This window comes from Vibrio frigidus, from assembly GCF_042465995.1.
Taxonomy (GTDB): domain Bacteria; phylum Pseudomonadota; class Gammaproteobacteria; order Enterobacterales; family Vibrionaceae; genus Vibrio.
Window position 1 is genome coordinate 72,822 of sequence record NZ_JBCDMC010000009.1, and the last position, 22,612, is coordinate 95,433.

The 22,612-nt window shown below is 42.9% G+C and carries 7 protein-coding genes and 1 riboswitch; of the genes, 5 read left to right on the plus strand and 2 right to left on the minus strand.

Features of this window, described 5'->3' with window-relative positions; genetic code table 11:
* Positions 1 to 263: 263 nt before the first annotated feature.
* Positions 264 to 13,388 (minus strand): VCBS domain-containing protein, encoded by a 13,125-nt coding sequence (locus tag AACW90_RS16215; RefSeq protein WP_390236496.1) that lies wholly within the window; start codon positions 13,386 to 13,388, stop codon positions 264 to 266.
* Between the two features lie 554 nt (positions 13,389 to 13,942).
* Here AACW90_RS16215 and AACW90_RS16220 point away from each other — a divergent pair.
* The 4 genes from AACW90_RS16220 to AACW90_RS16235 all read left to right on the plus strand — a co-directional run bounded on the left by AACW90_RS16220 (position 13,943) and on the right by AACW90_RS16235 (position 19,764).
* Entirely contained in the window at positions 13,943 to 14,158 is a 216-nt protein-coding gene (locus AACW90_RS16220) for a hypothetical protein (RefSeq protein ID WP_390236499.1), read from the plus strand.
* Positions 14,151 to 15,914 (plus strand): ABC transporter ATP-binding protein, encoded by a 1,764-nt coding sequence (locus AACW90_RS16225; RefSeq protein WP_390236502.1) that lies wholly within the window; start codon positions 14,151 to 14,153, stop codon positions 15,912 to 15,914. Before AACW90_RS16220 ends, AACW90_RS16225 begins: the two co-directional genes overlap by 8 nt.
* The gene (locus AACW90_RS16230; protein WP_390236505.1) at positions 15,908 to 17,692 is read left to right on the plus strand and encodes an ABC transporter ATP-binding protein; all 1,785 of its coding nucleotides are present in this window, start codon (positions 15,908 to 15,910) and stop codon (positions 17,690 to 17,692) included. The genes AACW90_RS16225 and AACW90_RS16230 overlap by 7 nt, the downstream gene beginning before the upstream one ends.
* A 1,115-nt stretch (positions 17,693 to 18,807) precedes the next feature.
* The gene (locus AACW90_RS16235; protein WP_390236508.1) at positions 18,808 to 19,764 is read left to right on the plus strand and encodes an NAD(P)-dependent alcohol dehydrogenase; all 957 of its coding nucleotides are present in this window, start codon (positions 18,808 to 18,810) and stop codon (positions 19,762 to 19,764) included.
* 11 nt (positions 19,765 to 19,775) lie between these two features.
* Here the strand turns inward: AACW90_RS16235 and AACW90_RS16240 are convergent, their stop codons facing one another.
* Positions 19,776 to 20,945: a threonine/serine exporter family protein gene (locus AACW90_RS16240; RefSeq protein WP_390236511.1), complete on the minus strand. Its 1,170-nt coding sequence runs from the start codon at positions 20,943 to 20,945 to the stop codon at positions 19,776 to 19,778.
* Between the two features lie 760 nt (positions 20,946 to 21,705).
* A riboswitch (Fluoride riboswitch) is annotated at positions 21,706 to 21,795 on the plus strand.
* Positions 21,796 to 21,903: 108 nt separating this feature from the next.
* Between AACW90_RS16240 and AACW90_RS16245 the strand changes: the two genes are divergently transcribed.
* Positions 21,904 to 22,596 (plus strand): iron-sulfur cluster assembly scaffold protein, encoded by a 693-nt coding sequence (locus AACW90_RS16245; protein WP_390236514.1) that lies wholly within the window; start codon positions 21,904 to 21,906, stop codon positions 22,594 to 22,596.
* Positions 22,597 to 22,612 lie beyond the last annotated feature (16 nt).

Here is a 22,612-nt window from a genome sequence, read left to right on the forward strand (position 1 = left end):
GATTAAAAGCTATAAAATCACCCTTAATCTAAATTTTTGATGAAACTAACCCGCGTCCATTCAGAAAAGGAGCGATCACGGGATCATCGATAATGTTTTGCTTGAATTAAATGACGGTCCTTCGATATCACTAAAGCCGAGCGTAAAACGATGATAAATCCAAACCGTATGGCTAATTATTTGGGTAGGAAAACGATAACCTGCATAGATATTTGAATTCTTCATCTGCAGATTATCGTATAATTGATAGAGCGGTTGTTCAGTTAACTATTGTGGTCTATGTCAGGTAAGCCATCAACATCAAGATGATGCTGGTGATTATCATCTTGTTGCTGATCATGATGTTTATCATCAGTTTGGTGTGTCAGTTCATCTGCCAAGTCGCCATCCATACCTGCCTCTAGGCCACTAGAAGCATCATCTTGTGCAAATAGGATATCCATATCATTGGGCAGATCATCATGGCCAGCCATAACAGGTTGTGAATGTTCTGGAAGTTCAATGCCTAATGCCTGTAAGTAAAGCGCAGCACCGGAGGCTGGTATTACTTGATCAATGCTATAATCAGACACTTGTATCGTTATGTCCGCGGTCTCTATGACAGGCTCTGGCTCATCATGTTGTGTTACAGGCGGAGCTGGACTTGCAGGAGAAGCGGTTGGGTTTGTATCACTATGCCCTGTGATATTCACCTCTATAGTATGGTCTGCCGTGCCGTCAGGAGATTGAATTGTAATAGTATCAGTAACAACATCTCCTGTATTTAAGGCATTGGTTGCTGGTAAGTTATTATCTAATTGATAAGTCCACGAGCCATCGGCCGCTAACGCTACGTGACCATAGGTGCCAACTATATTTGGGTCGGCGATAAATAGATTTTCACCGTGATCGGCATCCGCTAAGTTTAATGAACCAGTTAACGTCGAAGTCGCATCATCTTCGGTAAGACTTCCACTCGATGTAGAATGCACTACGCCGTTTATGGTGGCAGCGTCATTTGTACCTTTAACATGAACCGTAATGGTATCTGTTTTAACTAAAGCGCCATTGACATAACCAAAAATATTAAACGATTCTTGTACTACTTCACCACCTTTTAAAGCATTTATGGCGGAATTAGAATAATGTGCATCACCATCATGGTCAACGTGATAAATCCAAGTGCCACCTGTCGACATTTGTAAGAACCCATAGGTCCCTTGCATATGATTAGGACTAGCATCCGTGCCGTCTTGATGTTCGTGCCATACAATCGATTGATTAACGCCGCCACTGACTACATGAGTTTCTAGCTGACCATTAACACTATAATCAATGCCGGTCGCGCGGCCATCCTCTTTAACATCCCCGGTCATATCCGTTACGGTTAAGTGGAAATCATGAGAGGCTTGGCCACCGTTTGAATCTGTTGCAATGATTTTCACATCAAAGTCGCCATCGGCTGAATGTGGCGCTTTACCAGACAATGAGCCTGTGGCTGCATCAAATTTAAGCCATGAAGGTAGCGCACTGCCATCCCCCAAACTTGCTGATAACGAAAGGGTGTCTGAGTGATCAACATCCGTAAAGGCATTCGCTGGCAGTACTACACGAATGGAGGTGCCATCACTACTGTCATGTTGATTAATATCATCAATGTGATGGGCAACTGGTGCATCGTTTGTGCCTCTTATATTAACGACAATCTCTTGTTTCGTGCCATCACTGGCGGTAACGATTATTTTATCTTGAACGGACTCATGAGGATTAAGGTGTTGAACTTTCGTTTGATCAATTTCATAGGTCCATTGATTATTGACCATGGAAAAATGGCCGTAAGCATTGGTACCGCTAATATCATGGAAATCTGCAATTGTTGGGTTTTGCCCGGTATCGACATCGACAATATTAAGCGTGCCATGTGCAGACACATTATCGCCAATATTCGCCTCTTTGAGATTGGCAGAAATATCGCCTTTAAACTCAGCTTTGGTATCGCTACCGGTAAGGTTAACGGTGACCTGATGCGTAACGCCATCGGAGGTATTAAAGGTAAAGGTTTCTTTGGCTGTTGCGCCATCCGCTAGTGCGACTGCTTTATCGCTAGCGACAAACGACCAATGGCCATTGTGCATCGAAAAGGTTCCGTAACCGCCATCACCTATACTATCGGTTACGTCAATAAAGGTTGCAGGTGCGCTATCTGGGTCAGTAATGAGTAAATCACCCTCGACACGGTCGCCACCGTTATAGGACGCAGTGGCATGATCGGTATTACGGGTAAAGGTCATATAACCGTTGTGACCGTAATTGGGGTCTCCCATATTCATGACCCATTGTGTTGTTTCAACGCGCATACCATGGGCAGCACCTCCCGCTATACCTGCACCTGTTATTGCATACCAGCGCCCTGCATGGGGGTCATTAGGTACAACATCAGGGAAGTTGAAAGTGCCATCAACATTACCTAACCATGCACCTTTGGCAACGGTTAAGTCTGCATGCGTATTGGCAGCACTGCCTTCTGTAATAGCCAATGTAGAAACACCACTAACCGTAGAAATATCATCGACTGGCGTAACTTCGAAATTACCTATTTTAGGAAAAGAATCGGTATGCCCGTCATTAACGGTAAAGCCAAATTGAACACCACCATTATAATCTTGAGCGGGAACAAAGGTTAATTTACTGATATCAGCCGGTAGCACATCTAAAGGAATGGTTAGTGGATGACCGTCATATTCAAAATGGCCCTTATACGGATCTGGCAGTGCGGTAATTGTTATATGGTCAAGCTGATCGCCGTGATCTTTATCGATAAAAGCAAAATCTTTAGCCGTAAAGTGTTGCGTAGTATCTTCATCAATCGAGTGAATATGCTGTGCAAGTGAAGACACTACCGTCGGTCTGTCGTTAGTACCTGTAATAGTAATAATTAAATCTTTTTGATCCGTTTCGCCAGCCGCATCTGTTACCGTGACAGCAACGCTAACTTGTTCGGTTTTACCTAATGCTAAATGATCGTAACCTGCATCGGTAGCGTCAAATTTATAACTACCATTGGCATTCAGTGTAAAGCCTGCAATATGCTGCCCTGTCGTGGGCGTAATCGCTGTGTAAGCGGCTGTATCTCCGGTATCCACATCTGTTACTGTGATTTGTCCTTTATGAGCGGTATGCCCAGCTTCAACAGCAGTAACAGCTGACGTTGCATCAATTACCGGTTGATCGTTGGTGCCGGTAACAGAAGCAGTAAGCACATGCGCTGTTCCATCAGCACTATGAACAGTAATAGTGTCTGTGCCTATTTCACCGGCTTTTAAATGTTGGACATCAGCGTTAGCACATTTGAATACCCAACGACCATCCGCATGTAATATAAATTGGCCCACGCCATTATCACCAGCTACCCAACTTCCCGTTGCTGCTGCACCGCTACCTGACGCAGTTCCCGTTGGAGTAAACAATGCTTCGCCTGCATCAGGGTCCTGTACATGCAATTGATGCTGATTGGTTTCAAGTGTTGTTCCACTAAATACATTATGATCCTCTATGAGCGTTGAATCACTATCAGTGCCACTGATAACAGCAGTATCCGGCGTATCGGTGATACTGCCACTTACATCGATGCTATGACTGTGGCCAGCGCTAGAGCTTGCGGTGATATGGGGTGTCACGCTACCCGAGAAGTCCTTTGGCAGCGTTATCTGCAAGCCGTTCGTTTCGCTTGGCGTAATTGTCCAGGTTTTGGTGATCGCATCATAGCTACCTGCGCTTAATGTCGCTCCTGCCGGTAGGCCAGAAACAGCGAAGGTTATCGCCGCGTGGGTATCCGCCGGATCAATAGCCGTTAAGTTAAGGTCGTACGGCCCCTGATCTTCAACGCCATGAATCGGTACTGCGGAGATAATGACATCGCCAGCATGCGCTGGATCGAGGATAATCGACGCCGATGATTCGCTATGAGCCGTCGTGCCATTGGCATTCTGAGTCACTGCATTCACGGTAATAATCGCGTTATGGTTAACACCCGTTGGAATGGTAACGTCTAGCGAGCCTAGCTTCCAATCTTTGATGTCTAGACCATCTTTCTGATCTGTCGCATCAATCGTATGCGTATGCGTTCCGTCGCTTACCGTGGTGCCAATAGGCAGACCTTGAAGGTGAACAGACTGCAGTGCATCGTCGGCATCGTGAGGTGTAACCGAAGCATTGATGGTTAAATGATGTGAGTCGTCGGCTAACTGTTGGCTGCCAAAGTTAGTGGCACTTTGGTGTCCACTATGATCAACTAGACTTCCTCCAGCTACTCCTAAGTCAATGATGACATCGGTTGCAGGAAGACCTAGTTCGCCCAGTGGGCCATGAGCAACCTGAGCAGCTGTGAGTGCCGTCTTTGAAACAGAGACATGATCGAACGTTGCAACCAGTGGCGTTATAGGAGGTACATTACCACCTTGAACGGTCGATCCCGCTTGCCAAATAATATGACCATTTTCATATCCGTTTGCATGAGTGCCATCTCCGAGAGATATCGGGTTACGCCCCCCGCCCACGGAGAGTTCAGTAGACCCTGCTCGATCTACAATAAATTTCGGTACCGCCGGATTACCACCACCGTAGGTAAAATCGGTAGGAAATTTATCTCCACCTGCTGAAAAACCGCTGTAGTGCTGATTCGAACCACTTCCTCCGAGTGTGTGAAGTGGCATACTTTCAGAGCTTGTGCCATCGGCGTAAGTTACTGGCTGGCCATTATCGAATATCGACGTGGTGGGCTTTTTACCGTTATCTTCATCGTTCTCAACAACCACGGTAAGTCGGTGTGGTTTGCCATCGGTAAGGTCAATGTGGGTTTCAACGGGATCCCTTCCTGCGATCCAAATAGTGACACTGTGCGGATTTGTGAGGGTTACTCCCCTCCCGCCCCAACCAGAGGTATCCGAGTAACGGTGAGTTTGGGCGCCAGTACTATCTTTAAGGTGCGTCCCGTATTGCGCGATCACATCACTATTGTGGTAAGAATCAGCCTTACCAGTAAGCGTTACACCTAATTCAATGCTCAGAGTGCATCCGTAAGGTCTGTCCGTTTTACCATCTGTATTGTGTAACGCATCGATGGACAAGTGATGACCAGAATCCGTCATCCAGCCTTTGTCGGACGAAACAGACAAGCTTATGTCCGCAGCGTCAGTCACCGATGCCACACTCACCGTCATGTGATTTGCGACATTGGCGTGCCCGTCGTTAACATTGTAGCTTAAGGCGATATCGCCCTTAAAATTGGTGTCAGGATGAAGCGTCCAGGTGCCATCGTGATTATCGGTTATCGTACCGTGACTGCCGTTAACACTTACGCTATTAATATCGAGCGCATCACCGTCAATATCACTACTGCCTGCAAGTAGCTGTGCTTTAGTAATAGTGATATCAGTGTCTTCGGCGGTTGTGTTGGTTGTTCCAACCACTGTTGTCGTGTCGTTCACGCTTGCCACTGTTAGTGTGCCGGTTGCCTCTGTTGAATCTACACTTCCATCATTAACGGTATATTTAAAATGTACATCGCCGTTAAAATTAGCCGTGGGTTTAAATGTTAAGTGGCTTATATCTGCATTATCAATGTCTTGGTTTGCCGTAATCGCTACTCCGTTGAGTAACAATATTCCCTCTGTAGGGTCAGGCAAATCGGTAATGGTGACATGCGCTAAGGTATCGCCGGTATCAATATCTGTAAATCCAAAATTACCCACGCTAAAGGTGTAATCAGTATCTTCTGTACCCGTTAGTGCAACCGTCGTGATTGTTGGGCCATCGTTGGTGCCATTTATGGTAATAGTAATGTCGTGGTGCGTGCCATCTTTACTTGTAATAGTAATGACATCTTGAAGGTGTTTACCTGCCCCAAGAGATTGGATTGCTTGTTGGGCATTATCTGCTCGATACCCCCAGTCTCCATTAGGACTTATATGGAGCGTTCCGTAGGTACCCTGTAAAGCCGTTTTATTATAACCGTGGAACTCAAAGCTGTTCTCTCCTGTATCAGGATCCACAACGCTAAGCGTCCCTGAAGCGGTAAGAAAACCAGTGCTATTTATATGTACATCTTCTTGAACTGCCCCGATATCTTGGCCACCAATAACAGCTCCATCATTAGTACCTGTTACCGTTAACGTAGCGGTTTGATGAACAAGTCCACCAGCGCCATCGGTGATCTCATAGCTAACCGTTATGTTTTCTGATGTACCAGCGGCTAAATGATTAAAAGTAGCATGACTTGGATCTATTGTTAAGGTATGACCATCACCGCCTAGCGTTACACCAGCAGGTAGGGTAGGGCTTAAGGCTCCACTGCCAACAGCATAAGTTACCGCTGCAATACTGAGTGCTGCATTATCGGGATCCGTTGCTCCTTGCAGTAAATCAACAGTCGCTGTTGTGCCGCCCTCGGTTTCAGTATCGGTAATAGCACTTGCTACAACCGGTGGCGCATTAACATGTAAGCTAACCGATTGCGTGGTTGACTCAGACTCACCACCCGATGTAGCCGTTGCCGTTACATTAAAATGTAAGTCGCCATGAAAATTGGGATCTTTCATGTCGAGTTTTAAATCGTTTAAATCGCTAGCATGCAGTACCCAATATTTGGCAACGCTATCATAGGTGCCGTGATTAAGCGTTGCAGTGTCTGGTAAGCCACTTATTTTAAGGGTTAATGTTTCAGCGTCGCCACCCGTATCAGTGAGCGCTGCTTGAAGGTTTAACGAAACTAATGAGCCTTGTTGCGCGGTTGCCGCACTGGCGCTTAACGTAGGCGCATCAACAGAGCCGTTGATGGTAATAATCACTTCACTGGTCGCAATTTCACCGTCTGCGGTTTTCGAGGTAACCGTAATATGCTCTTGTATGCTTTGATTAACACCTAAATGGTTAACATTAGCGTTATTATTATCGATGGTGTAATGATATTTCCCTGCTGCATCAATGGAGAAGTGTCCGTATTTCGTTGCGTGATCCGCTTGAGCCACAAAGACTGGATTATCACCATGATCAGCATCAGAGGTTCTAAGTTCGCCGTTGATAATTGTATGGGCTGTATCTTCTTTGATCTCAGCGGTTAAGCCTGCAGGGGTAATGTCAACAACGCCATTCGCCTTAATATCATAAATACGATCGGGTGACGATTGGCCTGCTGCATTTTCAATATGCAAGGTGTGCTGACCGTTTCCTAACGCGGCTGCTGCCACTTCCCAATGGCCGTGAGTATCAACTACGGCGGTGGTGATTGCATGCCCTTGATCGTCTTTAACCGTGATGGTTTCGCCAGCGGTGCCTTGACCTTTAATGATCGACGCACCCGGATGAAGGTTACTGTAGCTATGAAAATAAAGGTAATCATGCTCTGTACTACCGCCACCTGCACACACTCGGTTAACAATACCAATATGTTGAGTACCATCAGGAGCCTCAAAAACTGCGATACCACCAGTCCATGCGTTACCATGACCCGTTGCCCCGCCAGAGCCGGTATTAACCGCATCGGGAACGTGATTCGCTGCCCACCAACCATGACTATCAACCATACTATAACCACCCGCACCACTATGACCGGTGGTAATGGTTGCTTCATGTCCTGATTGAATCCAATTTTGATCACTGCCAGGTTTGTACAAGCCTACCAGTTTCATTCCAACCCCAACTTCAACTTGATCGGTTCCCCAACGTGCAGCGTTTTCTGCTTCACTTGGCGCCACATCAATATTTGCGCCGGTTGGTGCTGATACCATTTCAAAGTCATCAATTTTTAAGGTACTTGATGAGCCTGCCGGTGCTGCATGTGCGGATTCAATAATTGGTTTGTCATTAGTGCCTTTGATGACGATATCAACCACTTGTGTACTGCCATCACTGGCGGTAAACGTATGGTGATCGGTCACTTGATGTTTAGTCACATCATTATCGTTAGGGTCTAAATCTTGAATTTTGCTTTGATCAACGGTGTATTTCCATTGTCCATTAACCATAGCTATATGGCCGTAAGTCGTTGCTGTTGAAGCAACATCGGGGAATGTTGGCGTATCAGTAACATCTACATCAGTAATGGCTAAGTGACCTGTAGCAGTCGATACATCACCAATATTACCTTCGTTTAGCGCGCCAGAGGTATCACCACTAATAACCGATATATCATTAGTTGATGCTACGTTCAGTTGCATTGTGGCTGGGGCAGAATTTGCTGAACCATCGTTAACGGTATAGCCAAAATTAGCGACACCATTAAAGTTAGCTGTCGGTGTAAAAACAAGGTGACCAATATCAGCGGTGGTTACACTATCGCCCGCTGAAACTGTTGCGCCGTTGAGTGTTAATACACCCTCTAATGCATCAGGTAATGCGGTGATACTTATATGATCAAGTGCAGCACCTGCATCGACATCGGTAAAACCAAACTCATTAGCTGTGAATGTATGGGCAGTATCTTCTGTTCCTGCTAATACATGAGAGGTAACAGTAGGTATATCGTTAGTGCCCACGACATCAATGGTAATAATTTGTCTGTCGCCACCTAACGTCGTGACTTCGTATTGAACTTTCTCTACTTGACCAGCAGCAAGAGATTGTAGCGCGCTGTTCGGTACTGAATAACCCCAACTACCTGCACGATCTATACGTAAAAAACCACCAAATGGGTCGTGTAGAGCGTGTTCGCCAAACTGACTATAGCGAAAACCTGATTCCCCAGCATCAGGGTCGATCACATGTAAACTGCCATTAGCAAGTTCAGTCGTTACGCCTGCGTTACTTGTATGATGTTTACCATCTTCAGTGACTGAACCCGTAGTGTCGCCAGTGATGACAGCTTTGTCTGATACGGCAGAAAGTGTTGTTGTTGCACTCGTGTGAGTCACCCCGCCATGTGCATCTTTAACATCATAATTAAATTGTACTTGGCCGTTGTAATCTTTATCAGGTGTGAAAGTGAAGCTGCCATCTGTATTGATTGCGATTGAACCGTGATTAGCCCGTAAGTTTTCAATCGATAATTGTCCTACATCGTTTTTATCTACATCAACCGTATTTTGTAGAAGTTGTGTTAACGTCAGTATTTGAGCGGTATCCTCTATCCCAGAATTTAAGTGAACGTCAGAGGAACAATACGGTTTATCATTATCACCATGAATGGTGATAACAACATCATGAGCCGTACCATCTTTAGAATAAACGGTAATAGTATCCGTTAAGGATTGTCCATCGCCTAGTTGGTCAATCGCCGTTGCGGCGCTGGTGGTTGATGTACCTGTAGTAAAACCATTATGGCCAATGTCGACCATGTAATGCCATGTGCCGTCTTGATGGAGATTTATTCGCCCATATTGTCCTGCGTAATTATACCCGCCACCTTTTGTGTCAAATTGACTTTGACCTGTATCAGCATCAACAATCTCAATTTTACCATCAGCATAGAGTGCCTCGGAAGTTAAGCGACTTTTACCAAAATCTGGCGACATGTCATAATATTTTCCGGTGCCTTCATCGATACTGCCGGTTCTTATATCGGTAATGATCGGGTTATCGTTTGTACCGGTGACGCTAACAATTACCTGTTGAGTATCGCTGCCGCCATGGCCATCATTGATGGTCACATCAAAAGTGACATCTTTGATTTTACCCGCGGCTAGCGCTTGGAAATCAGTACCGGGTGTAAAGGTATATTCGCCAGTTGTTGCATCAATCGACACTGTCCCTTCACCTGCAGCCATATTAGATACTGTGAAACTGTGCGTGTCGGTTAGATCCACATCCGTAAATGTGGCTGTGCCTTTGACTGACAAGCCATCTTCGTTTGCCGCTAAGTTTGTCACAGCCAATGTCGGTGCATCATTGGTTCCCGTAACGGTAACCGTCACTTGCTCTGTATCCGTACCACCGTGACCATCATTAATGGTGACAATAAAACTCACATCTTTGGTTTCACCTGCAGCTAACGCTTGGAAATCTGTACCTGGCGTAAAAGTATACTCCCCTGTCTTTGAATCAATTGATACCGCGCCTTCACTATTAGGCATATTTGATACTGTGAAACTATGAGTATCCGTCGTATCAACATCAGTAAACAAGGCTGTGCCTTTCACTGATGTGCCATCTTCTTTGGCCGCTAAATCAGGTGTAGTGAGTGTCGTCGCATCATTGATGCCGTGAACGGTAATGACCATGTTTTTCGTGTCAGTCGCACCGCTTTGATCGGTTACGGTAATTGGGATAGTGATGGTCTGAGCTTGTCCTGCCGCTAAATGCTGATAAGCACTGTGGCTTGGATCGAAGCTGTAGCTGCCGTCAGTATGTAAGGTAAACCCATCAACAGTTGATGCGGTATAGGTTGCCGTTTCATGATCATCAATATCAGTTGTAGTGAACTTACCAGTGAGTGTTACATCATCTTCATTCGTACTTTGCGCACTGATTGCACTTAATATTGGTTTATCGTTGGTGCCGGTAACAGTGATTACTAACCCTTTTTGATCTGTGCCACCAGAGCCATCCGTCACGGTCACGGGTATAGTAATTTTCTGTGTATCACCATCAGCTAGATGTTCATAGGCCCCACTGGCGCCATTAATTGTATCGAAGGTGTAAGTGCCATCGTTATTTAGCGTGAACCCGGCCACGGTTGCCGTGGTCGTAAATGTTGAGGTATCACCGGTATCTGTATCGGTTGAGGTTATGCTACCCGTTGTTGCGCTTGCATTTTCTGTCGCTGTTGCCGCCGTTATAGTGGAGATGGTTGGGGCGTCATTTGTCCCATTAATGGTTACGCTAATATCATGCGTTGTGCCATCTGCACCTGAAATTGTGATGATATCTGTCAGTGAACTTGTTGTGCTACCGTTACCTGTACCGAGTGCTTGAACGTCTGGATTGTTATTATCGAGATGGTAAGTCCAACTGCCATCTGCCTTTAATGAAAGTGTACCGTGAGCCGCTTGAATTAGTACCGCTTGAAAGTGATCCTGTCCATCATCTTTGTCAGCGATAGTCAGTGTGCCACTCGCTTGCAGTATTGAATCTTCTTTGGTTATTCCTGAGTCAGTACCGGCAATAATTGATGCATCTTGGCTACCGTGAACAGTGATCACTAAATTATGGGTGTCGGTACCACCGTCTTGGTCGGTGACAGTCACCGGAATCGTTACCGTCTGCTCTTGGCCTGCTGCCAAATGCTGATAAGCACCGTGGCTTGAATCGAAAGTATAACTGCCATCACTGTTTAATACGAAACCATCAATCGTTGGCGAAGTATAGGTTGCGGTTTCATGATCATCGACATCTGTTGAGGTCAATTGCCCAGTGAGTTTAGCGCCGTCTTCATCAGTACTTTGTGCACTGATTGTACCTAATACGGGTTTATCATTGGTACCTATAACGGTAATGATCAGATCTTTTAGATCGCTATTACCTGCCGTATCGGTGACGGTTACAGGAATGGTGATTGTTTGGGTATCACCATCTGTTAAATGCTCGTAGGCGCTATTTGCACCGTTAACTGTATCGAAGGTGTAAGTGCCGTCAGTATTGAGTGTGAATCCAGCGACGGTTGCAGTGGTGGTAAAGGTGGATGTGTCGCCCAAATCTTTATCTGTTGAGGTAATCGTACCTGTTGTTGCCGTTGCACCCTCAATCGCTGTCGAAGCAGTAATAGTGGTAATGACTGGTTTATCGTCCGTACCATCAATCGTTACTGTCACTTTTTGTTCCGTTCCATCAATAGAATGTACTAACAACGTTTCAGTGAGTTGTTCTCCGGTTTTTAATCCTTGAACGGCAGTGCCTGCATTGTGAGCGGTATAAGACCAATGTCCGTTACTGTTAATCGACATTTCACCATATTGGCCTTGCAAGTGATCAGCGGTAAATTGTGATTGGCCAGCGTCTGGATCTGTTGCAATAAGTTGTCCATCAGCGTGCAGAATTGCGCCACTCATTAAGTCTTTATCTTCAGTCAAACTTGCAGTGGCAGTGCCGGTAATGACCGCTTTGTCATTAATACCATTTACCGTGATCGTCACTTGATGGGTACTGCCATCAGCGGATTGCACCGTAATAATATCTTGAGTCGTTGCACCTTGCTTGAGCGATTGAACCGTTGAGTTGCTATTGTCTAAATCATAACTCCAGTTACCATTTTCCTGAAGGTGTAAAGTGCCTAGCAAACCAATAATATCGCCACTAGAGAAATGTGATTCGCCCGCATCTAAGTCGTTAACCGTTAACTTACCTGATGTTTGCAATGTTAAATCTTCAGTGAGATTACCAATATCGATACCCGAAATGGTGGCGTTATCATCTGTTCCACCGATAGTGAGATCTAAGGTTTGAACCGTTCCATCGATGGTATGAATATCAATAGACTCATGCAGTGCACCTCCCGTCAGTAATTGTTGTACTACTGCTTGGCTATTATCAACTTGGTATTGCCAATGACCTTGTGAGTCCGTGGTTATAACACCGTACAAACCTTGTATGGTCTCTGCTTGTAAACCGCTTTCGCCTTGATCGGGGTCGACAATGTCCAACTTACCACTCACTTGTAACAACCCTTGCTGATCAACATTGGTATCTTCCGTTACATTGCCAGACAAGTCACCACTGATAAGCGCTTGGTCTTGCTTTCCTGTCACAGGAATATGCACTATAAATGTTGATCCGTCTGTTCGATACAAAGTAAAGGTATCGGTTCCTAATGTTTTATCGGTTAAGGCAATAAAAGGTTGGGACTGAGTATTAAGAGTGAATTGATATTGCCCAGATGAATCAACTTGTAATGTGCCATATTTACCAACAATAGATTCAACGACAAAAGTGATTGGCATAGGTGTTTGCGATAAATTGGAGTTGGTATGGGGAGCTTGTGTTCCTGTTGTTACTAAATTAACCGCAGGACTTATTAACGCGTTTTCTATTGAGGTATTAGTTGGTGATTTAGTTACTGGCATGTAAATAATAGAAGGGCTTGATGTCGCTGATAAATGGTGACCGGAATGTATCGGTGTCGTGGAAGTTTTAGGCGTAATGTTTTTATCGGTGGAAGATGCTTCTTCAACACTTATTTTATCTTGTAGTTGTTGTGCTATTTCGTTATTTTTTTCAGGAGTATTTGAAAGGGGCGTACTTTCATCATTTAACTTATCGTGCTTAATACCTTCAGTTTTCACTTTTTCTGTGTGTGAATTTTGCTGATTTTCATGTGCGTTAACATTAGGTAGTATCATCATAATTGAAGGTGCTAATGGCACGTTGATACTGACGCGAGAAAATAACTTATTACGTTTTCGCTTTAATTGTGTTGGTGTTTTTATTGTATTCTTGGCGTTTTTTTTAACCGATATTTTTTTACTGCCTTTTTCAAATTCCATTAATACTTCCTTACCAACACTGAATAATAAATAGAGTTTAGCTGAAATAAACTTTACAGCAATTAAACACGATATAAGTTAATGAAATTGTATCTTAGATTGGTATTGTCAAGTTAACAACGCATCAACCAATTGTGCGATAATCTGCGTTTTCGATATGTAGAAGAGCTTTAGGCTGAATGAGGCGTTACCGTAAGTTACGAAATTCTTCGATACTCTTGTTCAGAAAAGAAGAGACGGAAAAGCAGCAACGTGTTTTTTCAAATGCTGACTAATGTGCAATTAAGGTGTTAAATCTTGGAAAATGGTGACAGACAAACTCCGCAGTTAATATGTTGCTCATAGGGAGTTAGTTCCCAGTTCGAAAGCAGGCCCACGCTCAGAGTTTCCTCAGTATGTTTTCATTGGTTTACAACGTTTTCAATTTACAAAGGCATTTGCATCGTGCCGAATTTTACAAAAGCCGCAGAACGGATGCCTTTGCTTCACATACCGGATGCTATTTCATTTTGATAGGTGTACACTTATCAAATAGCAACGAATCTGGACTTAGCTTGAAAAATAACTCTGAAAAGTATCATTGCAGTAATAGAGGTGGTTTTAGGTCGGGTTGTGGTCGTAAACCAGGTGTAAAAACGCGGCCAGTGCGCCTACCTGAGTGGTTATTGGATGCATTAGAAGATATAGATGAACCTCGTCACTGTATTGTCAAAGCTTGCATCGAGCAGTACGGCATTGAACCTCCCCGAAAGAAAGAGTCACATGACTAAAAAACAGTTTATCGCGCATTTCCTGCGTATGAATCGTACGTCGTATATGATTGCAATCGTATTAATTTTTCTCGTTAATTGGCTTCAAGTAGAAATTCCTCGTTATATTCAATTGGCAATTGACCTAATTGACAGTGCATCTCCGGCTGACCATCAAGAGCTTCAAACCTATGTGGGTATTGTTGTTGTGATGGCTGTGTCTATGACCGTAGTTCGGGTTTTTTCACGTATCTATGCGTTAAATCCAGGTCGTATAACTGAGGCTGCGTTAAAAAACATTCTGTTGAAAAAACTGAATCGTCTACCAAATAATTTTCATCAAAAATTTGCATCAGGGAGACTTATTTCAATCATCAATAACGACCTTAGTGGTGTTCGTCTACTATTTGGACTCGGCTTTTTGCAGTTTTTTAATGCTTTGCTTGCGCTTTCGTTAACACCGTTATGGATGTGGCGTATCTCGCCAGAGTTAACACTCTACTCGATTATCCCTATTGTTATTGCGTTCGTGATTTTTCGTATTGGCTTTAAACGTATGAAAGATCTCCATATGGAACATATGCGTCGCTTGCAAAATCTTTCCGCTCAATTAATGAGTTATTTAACGGGTATTGATTTAATTAAGAGCGAGAAAATGTCTCCTTGGGTGAAGGAAGAAATCGAAAACCTTAATCAGAATTTACTTCGCTGCCGAATTCAGATCACACGCGTTCAGGTGTTTTTTATGCCAGTGTTGGATTACGCCAATGACTTTATGAAAATTATGATTCTTGGGATTGGTGGTTATATGCTGATGAATCAGCAGCTTACTCTTGGTGAAATTACCGCTTTTCTTACCTATTCAGTGTTACTGGCTATGCCGTTAATGCAATTAGGCCGGATCGCCACTATTTATCAGCGAGGTATGGTTGCCATTCACAGTGTGCAGACAATTCTAAATGCTGAAGTTCCACAAAAAGATTTAGTAAAACTACCACTGGCAGAAGTTGAAAAACTGAAGGCTAAAACACTCTCGATTAGAAATTTGAGCTTCAGTTATCAGGGAGAGACGCGACTAATTTTAGATAACATCAGTTTCGATATTCCAGTCGGTAAAAAAATAGGCGTACTGGGCAGTATTGGGTCAGGTAAAACAACATTGGTGAACTGTCTGAATCACCATCTTGATGTGCCTGAGGGCACAGTGTTTCTTGCCGATAGGGATGTGACGACTTTTTCCCGTAGTGATTTACGCCGTTATATTAAAACGGTGACCCAAGACCCATATTTATTCTCCGCAACCGTAGAGGAGAACATTCGCTTTGGTAGTCGTGATGCAGATATAGCGAAAACTCAAGTTGATGAAGTCCTGAAACTGAGCCAGTTGGCTAATGATGTTTACCGTTTTGAAAAAGGTGACCAAACTCTGGTTGGTGAGAAGGGGATTATGCTGTCTGGAGGTCAAAAGCAACGCTTGAGTATTGCTCGTGCTCTGCTTGAACCTTGTGATGTGATTATCATGGACAATGTATTGTCTGCGGTGGATTACGAAACCGAACGTAAAATTCTAGAAGGGTTGTTTGAACGGTTGGATAACCAGTCTGTACTTGTTGTCTCTCACCGTGTTAACGCACTCGAATACATGGATGAAATTATCGTGCTCAGTGAGGGCAAGATTATCGCCAAAGGTAATCACGCCGCTCTGATCCTGACTTGTCCCTATTATTTTGAAACTTGGAAGTTGCAACAGAATGAAACGGAGGCGGCAGTATGTTAAAGAGCATCGATGTTCAATATTTAAAGCACTTTTTTACGTTTGCTAAAAAATATAAGCGCTCCATATTGCTTGGCATTACCATGCTCCCTCTTTCTGTTATCACCAGTCTATTGTTCCCCTGGCTCATTATCCAAGTCATTGATGTCCATCTCTCTCAGAGAAATATAGATGGATTGCTGCTACATACTGCTTATTTGCTTATGGTACTAATTGCTAGCTACGTTGTTGATACAACGTATTCATACAACTTGCGTAAAGCAGGGCAGTACACCATTACAGATATGCGTTCGGTGCTTGTTGATCGCGTGCTTAAGTTGCCACGCCGCTATTTTGATAATACACCGACTGGCGTAACCCTCTCTCGTTTAACGAGTGATTTAGAAACTATCGGCGAGACTTTTATTCAATCCATTGTTGGGCTGGTGAAAGACACCATCAATACTGTCGCTCTATTGGTGATGATGCTATTTATTGATTGGCAGCTGACACTGATTGTATTGGTCATCATGCCTCCTGTGATGTATCTAACTTTCTATGTTCGTAACCGTCTTCGAGCGCTTTATCAAGTCACACGTTCAACATTGGCACGTAGTATCGGTTTTTTGCAGGAAGTTTTACTCGGCGTGAAAACCATTCAGTTATATCGCGCCGAAGAAGAGGTCGAGGACAGGTACAAAGGTTATACCGATGAGTTGTTAAAAGCTCAAAAGAAGGTTAATAAATATGATGCTATTTTGTTTGCCTTTATTTCCGGCGTTACCTCTATCACCATCGCGCTGATGATCTGGTATGGGTCAGGGCAAGTCATTCAAGAAGCACTCACATTGGGTGTACTGATTGCATTTATTAACACGCTGGAAAAAGTATTTGTTCCAATCAGGGATTTTACATCACAAATTGCATCTATTCAGAGCTCCTTTGCTGCTTTTGACCATATTGAAGAGCTCTTTGTCGAAGCTACGGAAGAAGAAGGGCGTGATTTGCAACCGACACATAAGGTTGAAAAACAACTAAATAAGTTTGTCAGTCTTGAGTTCAAAAATGTCAGTTTTCGTTACAATGAAAGTTTACCTTATGTGTTAAAAAATGTGTCTTTTTTACTGAGAAAGGGGCATCAGATAGCACTGGTTGGTTCAACTGGTTCAGGTAAGTCGACAATTCTACGTTTGATATCAAAAACATATCAAGATTATGACGGCAGCATTCTGCTAAATGGTATCGAGTTTTCTCAAATTTCGATTGAAGACTCTACGCATCTATTCTCGATGATGATGCAGGATGTTCACCTGTTTGAAGAGAGTGTACATTTCAATATTGCTTTGGGGAAAAAAGGAATACAGCGTGAACAAGTAGAGAAGGCGTCACGTTATGTTTATGCGGATAAATTTATTGATGAATTGCCTAACGGCTATGATTTTTGTTTGGATAAAAATGCTTCAAATCTTTCGGTCGGACAGATTCAGTTGATTTCTTTTGCTCGTTCTATTGCTCAAAGTGGGCAAGTGATGATGTTGGACGAAGCGACGAGTTCTGTTGATTCCATAACGGAAGATTTGATCCAGAAAGCAATGCAGCGTCTGTTTAAAGAAAAAACGGTGATCGCTATTGCGCATCGTTTAAGCACAGTGCGTCACTCCGATATGATATTAGTACTTGAACAAGGTGAAATCGTTGAAAGGGGTAAACATCAAGAACTGGTTGCTCACAACGGTATTTACGCTGGTTTGTTAAACAAATCTATCTTGCAAGCGCCAGTGCTGAAGGTGGCTGAAATTTAATTGGATCGCAGTTTATCTAATGTAGTTGCTCATAGGGAACGTGTACCTGAACCAAGAGGAGTAAGCTTTATTTGTTATAGCGTGTAAGGTGCAATATGAAAATCTCCACAACAAAACAACTCAGTGCATACTTAAAGGATGTTCGCTTAGATAATGAATTATCGCAAACAGATGTCGCTAAAAAGTTGGGATACGCCAAGATATCGTTTCAAATTTCGAGCTAAGAGCAGAACCAACCAAGCTGGATACCTTTTTTAAACTCCTTTCTGCACTTGAGTTAGATTTTGAAATTACCCCTCGTAATAGCAAGAGTAGCGATGATGAATCAGGCTGGAAAGAGGAGTGGTAAAGCTCTCTTAGATGCCTACCTCGTCGGCGAGTTTAAAAAATCCAATAACGGTGCTCATTCTTTTCGCTACTCAAGTAGGCTCTTCTCTACCCTTTGATTTGTTATCTATGATCGGTAGAGACTATGTAGGTGCTTTACAGTTATTACCAAAAGGGTAGTGGCCCCTTAACGTTAAAGATCTGGAATCTTCTTAATACCAAAGCAAAGTGAATCTACATTTTTCAAATTTAAATAGACATCATTGTTGAGACCAAATGGTATTGTTTTTATCTAGTTATCTAGTTATCTAGTTATCTAGTTATCTAGTTATCTAGTTAACTTGTTGTCCCTTCTATAACAACCATCCCAATCATTCGAAAATGAAACGCTTTGTTGTGTATTTTGTGTGTCTAAAATTCAATAAACTGTTGCTCTCATTGCCCTGATTTGGACATGGTGGTTATACAATATTCAAATATAGATTTGTGCTAGCTCGAAGTCCAATTACAAATACAACATAAGTATTCTTATTCGGAAATTTTTGTGGTGACGACTTTGATTAATAAACAGAGTGTTTACAATTAGATTCCTTAGGATACGAAGATGATGACAGGTGATCTTAAAATGCGGTCTATCTTTAGTTAAACTGTAAAATTGTTTGAGGGGATTAGGTACGATAGTCAATTTTTTCAGAAGTGCGATTTGTTGATAAAGAAGATATGTTTACTTATTACCTATTTATTCGATATTAGTCGTGTTTATTTAATCAATAAATCATGGAGTGCTTGTGGAAGCGTGTATTTACAAAAAATTTGGTAGAGCAGATGTTTTAGAGTGGGTCGACAATTGGCCAGAACCAGAGTGCGATACTGATTCGTTACTCATTAAAGTTGCGGCTAGTAGCGTTAACCCGAAAGATGCTTTGTTACGTAAGGGAAAATTTAGAAGAACACTCGCGCGTGAGCCACTACCAAGATTAACAGGTATGGATATCTCAGGCACTGTTGTGGAGATAGGTAAGAATGTTACGTGCTTTGAGATTGGTGATACGGTCTTTGGGATGACCAATAATTTCTCTGGTGGTGTACTTAGTACGTTTGCTGTGCTTAAAGAAACAGAAGCTGCCAAAGCTCCGATATCGATACCGTTAGTTACTTGTGCAGCAATCCCTTTATCGGCCCAAACTGCATTGCAGGCTATCCGTGATATTTGTGGCGTGGAGGCGGGTAAGAAAGTTCTTATCACAGGTGCTAGCGGAGGCGTTGGTCACTTCGCGATTCAACTTTCAAAGCACCTAGGGGCTGAAGTTCACGGTATTTGTGGTACCAATAATGTGGACTTTGTTTCGACATTAGGTGCACATCATGTGTACGATTACACTAAAGTTAAACCTTCAGAAATTGATCATCAGTACAATGCGGTCTTTGACGCAGCAGGTAGGTATGAAAGGCACTACTTTTCAAAACAACTCAAAAAAGAAGGGATCTTCGTTAGCACTGTACCCACAGGTAAATCAATTATGGCTGAACTGAAGGCTCGGTTGCACATAAGTAACAAATCTAGGCTCGTAATGGTGAATTCTTCACATGAAGATCTGACCTATCTAGCGGACTTGGTAGATTGCGGAAAACTGATTCCCTGTATACAAAAGACATTTAGAAAAGATCAGATTATCGAAGCGCACACTCAAATTCAAAGTGGCCATTCTAGAGGGAAGGTTATATTGTCTATGTCTGCTCGCTGAGCTTAATCACGTTACTCGATGGAGCTGAAATTCCGGTTAAAAAATGAGTAGACCATAATCTGACCGGCAACAATGGCGCAAAACATCAGTAGCGCGGACATACCAATATTTGGTATAGGCAAGATAGCGGTAGCAAAAAAGGATTCACTTGCCCCGACAATAATTCTACTGCCTGGAACCAAAATAATAATGCCTTGGATAATGTAAACCAAAGGGGGCACCTCTCGTACTCTGCCCGCAGCTAACCCATATAAAGTGATCAACATGGTACTAATCCAAGTCCCTACAACCCAATCAGAGGTAAACCAGTGTGGTCCCCACATCCCAATTGCGGCGGCAGGTAAACCGATAATGATATCTTTCATGCTCGCGTTAAAAACAATACCGATAGCAACTGATATGCCGATAAGAGCCAATACATGAAGAAACAGAGGGATTTCGTTGGCAAATTCTACCACTGCTGTGTTGTGAGTGATTAAGCTGGACAAACTTAAACCCAGTACAATACCGATGAATACTTTAATGACCACCAACGTGCTTTGTGCGAGCAGTTCAATGCCTGATCGGAAATCGTTTAACGCTAAGCTCCCTAGAGCATTGGTTACCGTAAGGCCGGGGATAAAAAGCACAATGGATGAGATGCATAACGCAAGGGTAGGTAACTGAGGATAATGGGCCGCCATTAATCCGACCAAAAAACTGGCGATAAGCGCAACTAAAAACTCGATGAGCAGTGCTTTCTCTCCTTTTAGCGTAACCTGTGCAAGCCAAGCAATTAGCCCCAAAATCGCCGAGATTACGACAGCGAAATATGTGGTTCCTACCAACATCAAATAGCAAGGTGGTAGCATTATATTGGCGATACACAGCATTCGGTTTGAGTATTTCTCTGCGGGTTTAAACTTTTTTTTAGTAGAGAATGCTTCTAGCGTTGCGACCAAATTGCGCAGGTTAACAGAAGGTGGTTTTTTTGTTTCTATCACTACGTTTTGAATGGGTTTTTCGAAGACAGTGATGACTTTAGTTGGCGTTACGTCGATTGAAATATCGACATTACGATTCTTAGCATACAATTTTGTATATTCAGATACTGAATATGGAGCACAACCAGACTGGTGTAATCTATCTGAAAACCCCAATATTTCATCATGGGTACGTTCTAACTCATTCTTATTATTCATAACTACTCTATTTTTTATTGGTGTTATACATTACCACTAGGCTAAATTCCACCCTAGATTCTAGAGCTGAAGTAACAAATAAAGTAATCGCATTGAGAGGATCTTACCCTACTAGAGCGCGTAATAGTTTTATAATATGCTCAATGCAGGATATTAGTCTCATTAGGAGGCGTTGGTATGGTCTGTTTTAGTCAAAATTAAGATATGCATAGCGGTAACAATAGAGGTCAAACGCGTCCGTTCTGCTGATAATGGGTCTGTACTCTGATTTTTGATTATCGGGTAGATTAACACGGCAAAGTGGGTAAAGAGTAATGGGCAAATGTTCAGTCGACATTGACATGAATGATAACGTTACAGGAACAGTAATTAAGCGACTAATGTCTGTGGTTAAAATCCGATTTTAACTAAACGCTTTTTGTTGGAGGGGGCGTACCTTTAACCGTCATTACTTATTTTAACACGATATTCTTAGCCACTTAATGATGTATCGTAGTGAACCTAATCGCCAGAAAGTATCCACAATTAAGTGAACTTAGATGAATAAGTTGATATTTTATTTTTCTGAGATCTAACGGTATTTTAAATATAGAATAATACTAACCTGATTGAGCTTAATCACCTTAATCGGATGAGTTGACGGTCCTATCGTGTATAAAACTGGACGCAATGATTAAAACTCAATCTATTTAATAACTTAACTACATTACGATAAAACGTGTCTACTGAAGTGTTTACAGCACGGTAAATAAGAGTAACATATGTAAAAGGCGATGATGTTCCGCCATGTATACTTTAATTCCTCACGTATACAAAACCGCCCTAAAAAGCTGATGACGTCTGCTAATACACGCAAGAGCAATAGGATTATTCCTAGGCTTGTGTATTGACAGAACGTCGATATCCAACCTTTCCTATGCTTATTGCTTTTCTAATATATTGATTTAGTGAGTAAGCAATGAATTATTCTACCGAAGTTCAATCTATGTGCTCCGTTTCACGTGGGCCGAGACATATGTCGTCTCCTATTCCTGTCGAAGGACGCTGGATTTCACCAAAAGATGTTATTGCCTTATCCGGGGTTAGTCATGGCGTTGGAACTTGTGCACCACAGCAAGGCGCTGCAAAACTTACATTGAATACTAAAAACGGCATCATTGAAGAGGCGTTGATCGAAACGATCGGTTGTTCTGGAATGACACACTCTGCTGCAATGGCTTCGGAAATACTAACTGGGAAGACGCTTTTAGAGGCAATGAATACTGACTTAGTATGCGACGCGATCAATGTTGCAATGCGAGAAATATTTCTTCAGTTTGCTTATGGGCGAACTCAAACTGCTTTTTCTGAAGGAGGATTGCCGATCGGCGCAGGTCTTGAAGACTTAGGAAAAGGATTACGGAGCTCTATCGGTACGCATTATGGAACCAAGATTAAGGGCGCGCGTTATCTAGAAATGGCGGAAGGTTATGTCCAATCTATGGCATTGGATGATAATGATGAAATTATTGGTTATCAGTACGTCAATTTAGGCCAAATGATGGGCTTGATCAGCGAAGGATGTGCAGCAAATGAAGCGCTTGCTAAAGCAACAGGTACCTATGGTAGGTACTCAGAAGCCACGAAAACTATTAATCCTCGACACCAATAACGAAATCTTCCAAAGG